General features: G+C 38.5%; 10 protein-coding genes and 3 pseudogenes. 4 read left to right on the top strand and 9 right to left on the bottom strand.

The genetic code is table 11. From position 1 onward, the window contains the following. Positions 1 to 396: 396 nt before the first annotated feature. The 3 genes from ffh to HT703_RS07570 form a co-directional block, all read right to left on the bottom strand. On the bottom strand, positions 397 to 1,968 hold the full coding sequence (ffh, locus tag HT703_RS07580; RefSeq protein ID WP_023941312.1) for a signal recognition particle protein: 1,572 nt from the start codon (positions 1,966 to 1,968) through the stop codon (positions 397 to 399). A gap of 11 nt (positions 1,969 to 1,979) precedes the next feature. Next, positions 1,980 to 2,312 carry a putative DNA-binding protein gene (locus HT703_RS07575; protein ID WP_023936115.1) on the bottom strand — a complete coding sequence of 111 codons (333 nt, stop codon included), beginning with the start codon at positions 2,310 to 2,312 and terminating at the stop codon, positions 1,980 to 1,982. A gap of 100 nt (positions 2,313 to 2,412) precedes the next feature. Then, positions 2,413 to 2,790 carry a DUF1934 domain-containing protein gene (locus tag HT703_RS07570; RefSeq protein ID WP_023936117.1) on the bottom strand — a complete coding sequence of 126 codons (378 nt, stop codon included), beginning with the start codon at positions 2,788 to 2,790 and terminating at the stop codon, positions 2,413 to 2,415. Between the two features lie 71 nt (positions 2,791 to 2,861). On the opposite strand from HT703_RS07570, the gene HT703_RS07565 reads away from it, so the two are divergent. From HT703_RS07565 to HT703_RS07550, 4 genes and pseudogenes are all read left to right on the top strand, one after another. After that, complete coding sequence (locus HT703_RS07565) at positions 2,862 to 4,166, top strand: HD domain-containing protein (RefSeq protein WP_023936119.1); 1,305 nt, start codon at positions 2,862 to 2,864, stop codon at positions 4,164 to 4,166. A 12-nt stretch (positions 4,167 to 4,178) separates the two neighbouring features. After that, positions 4,179 to 4,985: a sugar-phosphatase gene (yidA, locus tag HT703_RS07560; protein ID WP_023936120.1), complete on the top strand. Its 807-nt coding sequence runs from the start codon at positions 4,179 to 4,181 to the stop codon at positions 4,983 to 4,985. Positions 4,986 to 5,334: 349 nt separating this feature from the next. Next, positions 5,335 to 6,032, top strand: a pseudogene (locus HT703_RS07555) (transposase family protein); the annotation flags it as partial. Between the two features lie 102 nt (positions 6,033 to 6,134). Further along, positions 6,135 to 6,242, top strand: a pseudogene (locus HT703_RS07550) (IS5/IS1182 family transposase); the annotation flags it as partial. Between the two features lie 14 nt (positions 6,243 to 6,256). Here HT703_RS07550 and HT703_RS12170 read toward each other — a convergent pair. The 6 genes and pseudogenes from HT703_RS12170 to HT703_RS07520 all read right to left on the bottom strand — a co-directional run. Next, positions 6,257 to 6,591, bottom strand: a pseudogene (locus tag HT703_RS12170) (site-specific integrase); the annotation flags it as partial. A gap of 1 nt (position 6,592) precedes the next feature. Beyond that, complete coding sequence (locus HT703_RS07540) at positions 6,593 to 6,967, bottom strand: HepT-like ribonuclease domain-containing protein (RefSeq protein WP_001257560.1); 375 nt, start codon at positions 6,965 to 6,967, stop codon at positions 6,593 to 6,595. Further along, entirely contained in the window at positions 6,948 to 7,262 is a 315-nt protein-coding gene (locus tag HT703_RS07535; protein ID WP_000263130.1) for a nucleotidyltransferase domain-containing protein, read from the bottom strand. The genes HT703_RS07540 and HT703_RS07535 overlap by 20 nt, the downstream gene beginning before the upstream one ends. 45 nt (positions 7,263 to 7,307) lie before the next feature. Beyond that, a complete protein-coding gene (locus tag HT703_RS07530; RefSeq protein ID WP_000077979.1) occupies positions 7,308 to 7,469 on the bottom strand; it encodes a type II toxin-antitoxin system RelB/DinJ family antitoxin in 162 nt (53 codons plus the stop codon). Between the two features lie 89 nt (positions 7,470 to 7,558). Beyond that, on the bottom strand, positions 7,559 to 7,936 hold the full coding sequence (locus HT703_RS07525; protein WP_000921490.1) for a type II toxin-antitoxin system HicB family antitoxin: 378 nt from the start codon (positions 7,934 to 7,936) through the stop codon (positions 7,559 to 7,561). A gap of 57 nt (positions 7,937 to 7,993) precedes the next feature. Further along, entirely contained in the window at positions 7,994 to 8,182 is a 189-nt protein-coding gene (locus tag HT703_RS07520; protein WP_001131503.1) for a type II toxin-antitoxin system HicA family toxin, read from the bottom strand. Positions 8,183 to 8,315: the final 133 nt, after the last annotated feature.

Here is an 8,315-nt window from a genome sequence, read left to right as displayed (position 1 = left end):
TGCTGTGCTGTGCTGTGCTCATGGTAGTATCCTTTCTTAGCTTTGTCAAGCTTTTGTAATTTTAATTTTCTAACAAATTAAGTTGGCTTATCCTATCTTTGTAATGCTTCATTTTTAATACATTACAGCTTCATTTTATCAAAAATAAGGATTGAAATCAAAAGAGTTCTCTAATCTCAATTTCTGATTTTTCTTTATATTTATACTCTTCAAAAATCTCTTCAAACCACATCAACGTCGCCTTACCGTATATATGTGACTGACNNCAGCTTGCGGCTAGCTTCCTAGTTTGCTATTTGATTTTCATTGAGTATTATTATTTTTTATTCTTTACAGATTCAAAATAGACCTTTATTATTTTTCTAAAAAAGGAAAGCTCTGCGGCCTTCCTTCGTCTTACTTGCGTTTCTTCTTCGCTTTCTTCATTTTGTTAGCCATGCGTTTCATGGACTGTTTCATGGCAAATTCACCGATTTTACCTTTGAGTCCACCACCAAACATCTGACTCATATCTGGCATTCCTGCTCCTCCGAGAGCTGACAGGTCAGGCATACCGCCTTGTCCCATCATTCCTTCAAGGGCAGACATATCCATTCCTCCCATATTTGGCATATTTTTAGGAAGGTTGTTTGGATTGATTCCCATTTGCTTCATCATTTTGTTCATATCTCCAGACATAACACCCTGCATGAGTTGTTTAGCCTGGTTAAAGTCTTTAATGAATTTATTAACTTCGACAAATGTATTCCCAGAACCAGCTGCGATACGACGTCGACGGCTTGGATTTAGCAAATCTGGATTTTCACGTTCTTCAGGTGTCATAGAAGACACAATGGCACGTTTGCGAGCAATCTGGCGTTCATCCACCTTCATGTTTTGAAGGGCTGGGTTGTTGGCCATACCTGGAATCATCTTGAGCAAGTCTTCCATCGGCCCCATGTTTTGCACCTGATCCAACTGATCAATGAAATCATTGAAATCAAAGGTGTTTTCACGCATCTTCTCAGCCATTTCAAGAGCCTTTTGCTCATCGTATTCCTGAGAAGCTTTCTCAATCAACGTAAGCATATCCCCCATGCCAAGGATACGGCTAGACATGCGGTCTGGGTGGAAGGTCTCAATGTCCGTAATCTTTTCACCTGTACCAGTGAACTTGATTGGTTTTCCGGTAATGTGACGAACAGATAGAGCCGCACCACCACGAGTATCGCCGTCAATCTTGGTAAGGATAACCCCAGTCACTTCCAACTGATCATTAAACTCACGCGCAACATTGGCTGCTTCTTGACCAATCATGGCATCAACGACGAGGAGAATTTCATTTGGTTGAGCCAGTGCTTTTACGTCACGAAGCTCATTCATCAATAGCTCATCAATCTGCAAACGACCTGCCGTATCAATCAAGACATAGTCATTATGATTGGCTTGTGCTTGTTCCAAACCTTGACGTACAATCTCAACAGCTGGAACCTCTGTCCCAAGTGCAAAGACAGGCACATCAATCTGTTGTCCCAAGGTCTTAAGCTGGTCAATGGCAGCTGGACGATAAATATCCGCCGCAATCATCAAAGGACGAGCATTTTCTTCTTTCTTAAGTTTGTTGGCCAATTTACCGGCAAAGGTTGTTTTACCAGCCCCCTGTAAACCAACCATCATGATGATGGTTGGAATCTTAGGTGACTTGATAATCTCAGCTGTATCAGAACCTAAAACGGCTGTCAGTTCCTCATCAACGATTTTAATAATTTGTTGCGCTGGGTTAAGGGTATCAATGACCTCATGCCCGACTGCACGCTCACGAACTTTCTTAATAAAGTCCTTTACAACAGGCAAGGCAACGTCGGCCTCAAGCAAGGCCAAGCGAATTTCTTTGGTTGCCTCTTGGACATCAGATTCAGAGATTTTTCCTTTTTTACGTAGATTTTTAAAGACGTTCTGCAAACGTTCTGTTAAACTTTCAAATGCCATTTTTCTTCCTCTTATTCTCTATTATCAATGCTTGTTAAAATTTCTATCTGCTCTTTCAGAAAGTCATCATTGGGATAGCGCTCCAAAATCTGGTCAAAAATCTGACTGCGGACAATGTAGTCAGAGTACATGTGCAATTTCATCTCATAATCTTCCAGAATCTTTTCTGTTCGCTTGATATTGTCATAGACAGCCTGACGACTGACACCGAACTCCTCGGCAATCTCAGCAAGGCTGTAATCATCAGCGTAGTAGAGCTCGATATAATTCATTTGCTTATCTGTCAAAAGCGCTGCATAAAATTCAAAGAGCGCATTCATACGATTGGTTTTTTCAATTTCCATAACTTTTATTATACCAAAAATTAGCCTAATCTACCACACTAGGAAGTCAATACAAGAAGATAGCTAGCAAAATTTGAAAAAATTTGAAAAAAATAAGATCCTAGCCCCAAGTAATTTCCAATTGATAGCTAGCAAAGGGATGTCCCTCTTGGTTTTGCAGTTGATAGTCTAGTTCAATCTTTTGCCCATCTACTTGATAATGGCTCGTTTGGATGATAAACTCCTGCATGCCCATAGGTGTAGGGATATAGGCTAAACTATCACTATCCTTTAGAAAGCGCATAGTGGTCTTGGGATTGGAAAATCGGCTCATCACCAGTTCTTGACCATGAAATTTAATCACTACTTTTTCCTTTTCCTCATTATAGAAAAGCAGATAGCTATAATCTCCCTTCTCATGCACTTCCACGTCATAAAGCTGGTCAATCACTTCCAACTGCTCATCAAACTGAATCGTATTTCGCATCCGAATCTTCACATCAGGTCCTCTTTCTTGTCTCTTGTCCTACTATTTTACCAAAAACTCTAGCTTTTTGCTATAATGGTCATATGAACGAAAAAGTATTCCGTGACCCAGTTCACAACTACATCCATGTCAATAATCAAATCATCTATGACTTGATCAATACAAAAGAATTTCAGCGTTTGCGTCGTATCAAACAACTGGGAACTTCCAGTTATACCTTCCACGGTGGAGAACATAGTCGCTTCTCTCACTGTCTAGGCGTCTATGAAATTGCACGACGCATCACAGAGATTTTCGAAGAAAAATATCCTGAGGAATGGAATCCTGCAGAGTCTCTCTTGACCATGACCGCTGCTCTTTTACACGACCTTGGGCATGGTGCCTACTCCCATACTTTTGAACATCTCTTTGATACAGACCACGAAGCCATTACTCAGGAGATTATCCAAAGTCCTGAAACGGAGATTCACCAAGTCCTGCTACAAGTGGCGCCAGATTTTCCAGAAAAGGTTGCCAGTGTCATAGACCATACCTACCCTAACAAACAGGTTGTGCAACTGATTTCTAGTCAGATTGATGCGGACCGCATGGACTATCTCTTGCGCGACTCCTATTTTACAGGAGCTTCTTATGGGGAATTTGACCTGACTCGGATCTTGCGTGTCATTCGTCCTGTCGAAAATGGTATCGCCTTTCAGCGCAATGGCATGCACGCCATCGAAGACTATGTTCTCAGCCGCTACCAAATGTATATGCAGGTTTATTTCCACCCAGCAACACGCGCTATGGAAGTTCTCCTACAAAATCTTCTCAAACGCGCTAAGGAACTCTATCCTGAGGACAAAGACTTCTTTGCACGAACTTCCCCACACCTCCTGCCTTTCTTTGAAAAAAATGTGACCTTGTCTGATTATCTGGCTCTGGATGATGGTGTGATGAATACCTACTTCCAGCTCTGGATGACCAGTCCTGATAAGATTCTTGCAGACCTGTCGCAACGCTTTGTCAACCGCAAGGTCTTTAAATCCATTACCTTTTCACAAGAAGACCAAGACCAACTCGCTAGCATGAGAAAATTGGTTGAGGACATTGGCTTTGATCCAGACTACTATACTGCTATTCATAAGAACTTCGACCTCCCTTATGATATCTATCGTCCCGAATCTGAAAATCCGCGGACACAGATTGAGATTTTACAAAAAAATGGTCAACTGGCCGAACTCTCTAGCCTGTCTCCTATCGTCCAATCCCTTGCTGGCAGTCGCCACGGAGATAATCGCTTTTATTTTCCAAAAGAAATGTTGGACCAAAACAGCATCTTTGCAAGCATTACCCAGCAATTTTTACACTTGATTGAGAACGATCATTTTACCCCAAATAAAAACTAGAAGAGGAATTTTATGAGTATTAAACTAATCGCTGTCGATATTGACGGAACCCTAGTCAACAGTCAAAAGGAGATTACTCCTGAAGTCTTTTCTGCCATCCAAGATGCCAAAGAAGCTGGTGTCAAAGTCGTCATTGCAACTGGCCGCCCTATCGCAGGTGTTGCCAAACTTCTGGACGACTTGCAGTTGAGAGACGAGGGTGACTATGTTGTGACCTTCAATGGTGCCCTTGTCCAAGAAACTGCTACAGGGCATGAGATTATCAGCGAATCCTTGACTTATGAGGATTATCTGGATATGGAATTTCTCAGTCGTAAGCTCGGTGTCCACATGCATGCTATTACTAAGGACGGTATCTATACTGCCAATCGCAATATCGGAACATACACTGTGCACGAATCAACCCTCGTCAACATGCCTATCTTCTACCGCACACCTGAAGAAATGTCTGACAAGGAAATCGTCAAGTGTATGTTCATCGATGAGCCTGAGATTCTCGATGCTGCGATTGAAAAAATCCCAGCAGAATTTTACGAACGCTACTCTATCAACAAGTCTGCTCCTTTCTACCTCGAACTCCTTAAAAAGAATATAGACAAGGGGTCAGCTATTACTCACTTAGCTGAAAAACTCGGATTGAACAAAGATCAAACCATGGCTATCGGTGACGAAGAAAATGACCGTGCCATGCTGGAAGTCGTTGGGAACCCCGTTGTCATGGAAAATGGAAATCAAGAAATCAAAAAAATCGCCAAATACATCACTAAAACAAATGACGAATCCGGCGTTGCCCATGCCATCCGAACATGGGTACTGTAAGAGGATATGAATAGACGAAAACCGCTCAGTTGAGCGGTTTTTATAGTAAAATGAAATAGGAATAGGACAAATCAATTTCTAGTAATGTTTTAGAAGTCCAGATACACTATTCTAGTTTCAATCTACTATAGTATCTAATTACATACCCCCTGCTGGAATCGATAAATAGAAAAAACCTTATTTTAAGGCTCTTCCTATACTATTTATCAATAACCCTCTTTTAGAGTATGTCCGTAAGTTTGAATAATTTGTTGTATATCTTTATGCCTTAGTAATCTTGAAACAGCCCATATATCAACACCTTTTGATAATAGACTTCCTGCGAAACAAAATATGGTAGAATAGTTCTATGAATTATGAAGCAAGTAAACAACTAACTGATGCACGATTTAAGCTCCTGGTTGGTGTTCAGCGCACGACTTTTGAAGAGATGTTAGCTGTATTGAAAACAGCTTATCAAGGTAAACACGCAAAAGGGGGACGAAAACCTAAACTAAGCCTAGAATACCTTCTTATGGCGACTTCAATATGTGCGAGAATATCGAACTTATGAACAAATTGCGGCTGATTTTGGTATCCACGAAAGCAACTTAACCCATCGGAGTCAATGGGTTGAAGTAACTCTTGTTCAAAGTGGTGTTACGATTTCAAGAACTCCTCTCAGTTCTGAGGACACGGTAATGATTGATGCGACGGAAGTAAAAATCAATCGTTCTAAAAAAACAATTAGAGAATGATTCTGGTAAAAAGAAATGCCACGCTATGAAGGCTTAAGCGATTGTCACAAGTCAAGGGAGAATTGTTTCTTTGGAGCTCGCTGTGAACTATTGTCATGATATGAAGTTGTTCAAAATGAGTCGCAGAAATATCGGACAAGCTGGTAAAATCTTGGCTGACAGTGCTTATCAAGGGCTCATGAAGCTATATCCTCAAGCGCAAACTCCGAGGAAATCCAGCAAACTCAAGCTGCTAACAGCTGAAGATAAAGCCTGTAACCATGCGCTATCTAAGGAGAGAATCAAGGTTGAGAATATTTTTGACAGAGTATAGTAGATTGAAACTAGAATAGTACACATCTACTTCTAAAACATTGTTAGAAATCGATTTGACTGTCCTGATCGATTTGTCCTGTTCTTATTTCATTTCACTATGAAAACGTTTAAAATATTTTCAACAACCTATCGAAATCATCGTAAACGCTTCGGATTACGAATGAATTTGATTGTTGGTATTATCAATCATGAACTAGGATTCTAGTTTTGCAGGAAGTCTAATAAATATAAACCGTAAATATGCCTGCCTGCTTTTGCTATCATGGTTTGGCTACCTATCCCAAGTTCGGATAAAAATACTTTCAAGTATTTATTCAATCCATAATTTGTAGAAAGTTTATACCTTCTATCACAAGAGACCAAATCATATTTCTTTAATTCTTCACGATTATAAAGAACCTTATCTTGTTCCTCTTTCAATGCATCCAATACAGATATTAAATCTTCATCAATAATAATTTCTCTTATGGAAGTATTCGTTTTTTGAGGAATAAAATTTGTCGATTTCTAGCAAATCTTCCATACGTTTTTAGAGTTTCTCTTTCATTTTCTATTTTATAATTCACCTTCTAATTCTCTTATAATCGAGTGTAAAGATTCTTTCGTTTTGGGAACAGATTCCTTCAATATACCCTCTATAATTTTAAAATTTAAGTTAGAATAATTATGATAAATAAAATTTCTAAAACCTTTTATCTGAGTCCAGTTTATCCTATCTGAATACTTCTGTTTTACTTCCTCTGATAATTTGCCTAACGATAACTGTTCTCCTACCTGTCCTAAATTCATAGCGATAGAATCAACTACCATATCATCATCTAAAGGTAAATTATATCTTCTTGCTTTATACAAAACAGCATCGGCCTTATCAAGATATAAAACCATATCCTTCAAATATGCTATATCAGTTTCAAGAGATTGACTTCTCATAAATAACCTCTCTATCATTCAAAAAATTTTTCTTGACTAACTTCCCAATGTTTGTTTTTGGAGAAAGTAAATCACTAACCAATAGAATATCTATATTACCATCAAAAATAGTCAAAAGTCTACCATATACATCAAAATATATAGAATCATCCTCTAACTCCAAAGCAATATCAACATCACTTTTCCCATCAGCTTCGCCCCTAGCATAAGAGCCAAATAGATAAATTTTAGATAAATCATATTGTTTAGCAACAGGAACAATTTTTTCCTTTATCTGATCTATTGTATAAACCATAACCGAACCCCTTTAGATTATATCTATCCACACTTTTATTTCACCTTACTCAGAATCAAGTTTAACTTCAAAAGGAATACTTCTTGTCAACACACTTTGCTTCAAAAATAACTTCACAGCAGTTGACATATCCAACCCCAACTCATTAAAAATCGCAGTCGCTTCTTTTTTCAATTCATCATCTACTCTTACAGCAATTTGTGACATAGCATTTCTCCTTTTCTTCTTGTATATCTATTGTATCACTTTTACCAATACATATCAAACTTATTCCCTAATAAATACAGTCTTTAAATTTAAACTTGCAACTTCTTCTCTAATGCTTGTGCCAAAACTTCTGAATAGTTAATCTTTTCTCGATCAGCAAGACGAACTAGCCATTCAGGAACGGTCACGTTCTTTCTAATCGCCTTGTTACTTCTCACAAAAGGCGCAGGATCAACTTGAATCATTGATACAAAACCATCTGAAACTTCAATCTTTAAAATATCACTTGGAGTAGGCAACGCCATCCCTTCATCGATATAAGAAGCTAAAACATTTTCAAGCATTTCTCGAGCATTTTTCATCGCTTCTTCGATATTTTTTCCTTCTGTACCACCACCAAATTCTGGAAATTCTACCCAATATCCTGTTCCTTCTTTATGAAAAATAGCTGGATACGTTTTTAACATTCTACTACCCCCAACATTCTACTACCTCTGATGTAAAAAGACTTAGGAAAGTAAAAATTACAATCCTAAATCTTTGAGAATCTTTCTCTCCAATCCCTTTCCCAAATCTTCATTTCCATGAACTGGAATCGTGACAAGATAAGAAAAACCCTCTTTCTTAAAATGATGATGACTTCCTCTTTGACGAACTTCAACCCATCCATTCTCAAGAGCTAGTTTCACCATTTCTTTACCTGTAAGTGGCATATATATTCGTTACCTCCTTACACTTACTATTATACGCATTATGTGTATAATAGTCAAATTAAAACAAACCACTTTTTCTCAATAACTACAAAATAAAATAGACCAGCTTCCTGATCAATGTCATTAAGTTAAG

Origin of the sequence: Streptococcus sp. 3874, assembly GCF_013276425.1 — a bacterium.
Lineage (GTDB): Bacteria > Bacillota > Bacilli > Lactobacillales > Streptococcaceae > Streptococcus > Streptococcus pseudopneumoniae.
Note: the sequence above shows the minus strand (reverse complement) of the source record. Positions and strands in the feature narration are given on the sequence as shown.

Excerpts from the sequence above, each read along its gene's own strand:
- ffh (WP_023941312.1), bottom strand. The coding sequence starts at position 1,968 with ATGGCATTTGAAAGTTTAACAGAACGTTTGCAGAACGTCTTTAAAAAT.
- HT703_RS07575 (WP_023936115.1), bottom strand. The coding sequence starts at position 2,312 with ATGGAAATTGAAAAAACCAATCGTATGAATGCGCTCTTTGAATTTTAT.
- HT703_RS07565 (WP_023936119.1), top strand. The coding sequence starts at position 2,862 with ATGAACGAAAAAGTATTCCGTGACCCAGTTCACAACTACATCCATGTC.
- yidA (WP_023936120.1), top strand. The coding sequence starts at position 4,179 with ATGAGTATTAAACTAATCGCTGTCGATATTGACGGAACCCTAGTCAAC.
- HT703_RS07540 (WP_001257560.1), bottom strand. The coding sequence starts at position 6,967 with ATGAGAAGTCAATCTCTTGAAACTGATATAGCATATTTGAAGGATATG.
- HT703_RS07535 (WP_000263130.1), bottom strand. The coding sequence starts at position 7,262 with ATGGTTTATACAATAGATCAGATAAAGGAAAAAATTGTTCCTGTTGCT.
- HT703_RS07530 (WP_000077979.1), bottom strand. The coding sequence starts at position 7,469 with ATGTCACAAATTGCTGTAAGAGTAGATGATGAATTGAAAAAAGAAGCG.
- HT703_RS07525 (WP_000921490.1), bottom strand. The coding sequence starts at position 7,936 with ATGTTAAAAACGTATCCAGCTATTTTTCATAAAGAAGGAACAGGATAT.
- HT703_RS07520 (WP_001131503.1), bottom strand. The coding sequence starts at position 8,182 with ATGCCACTTACAGGTAAAGAAATGGTGAAACTAGCTCTTGAGAATGGA.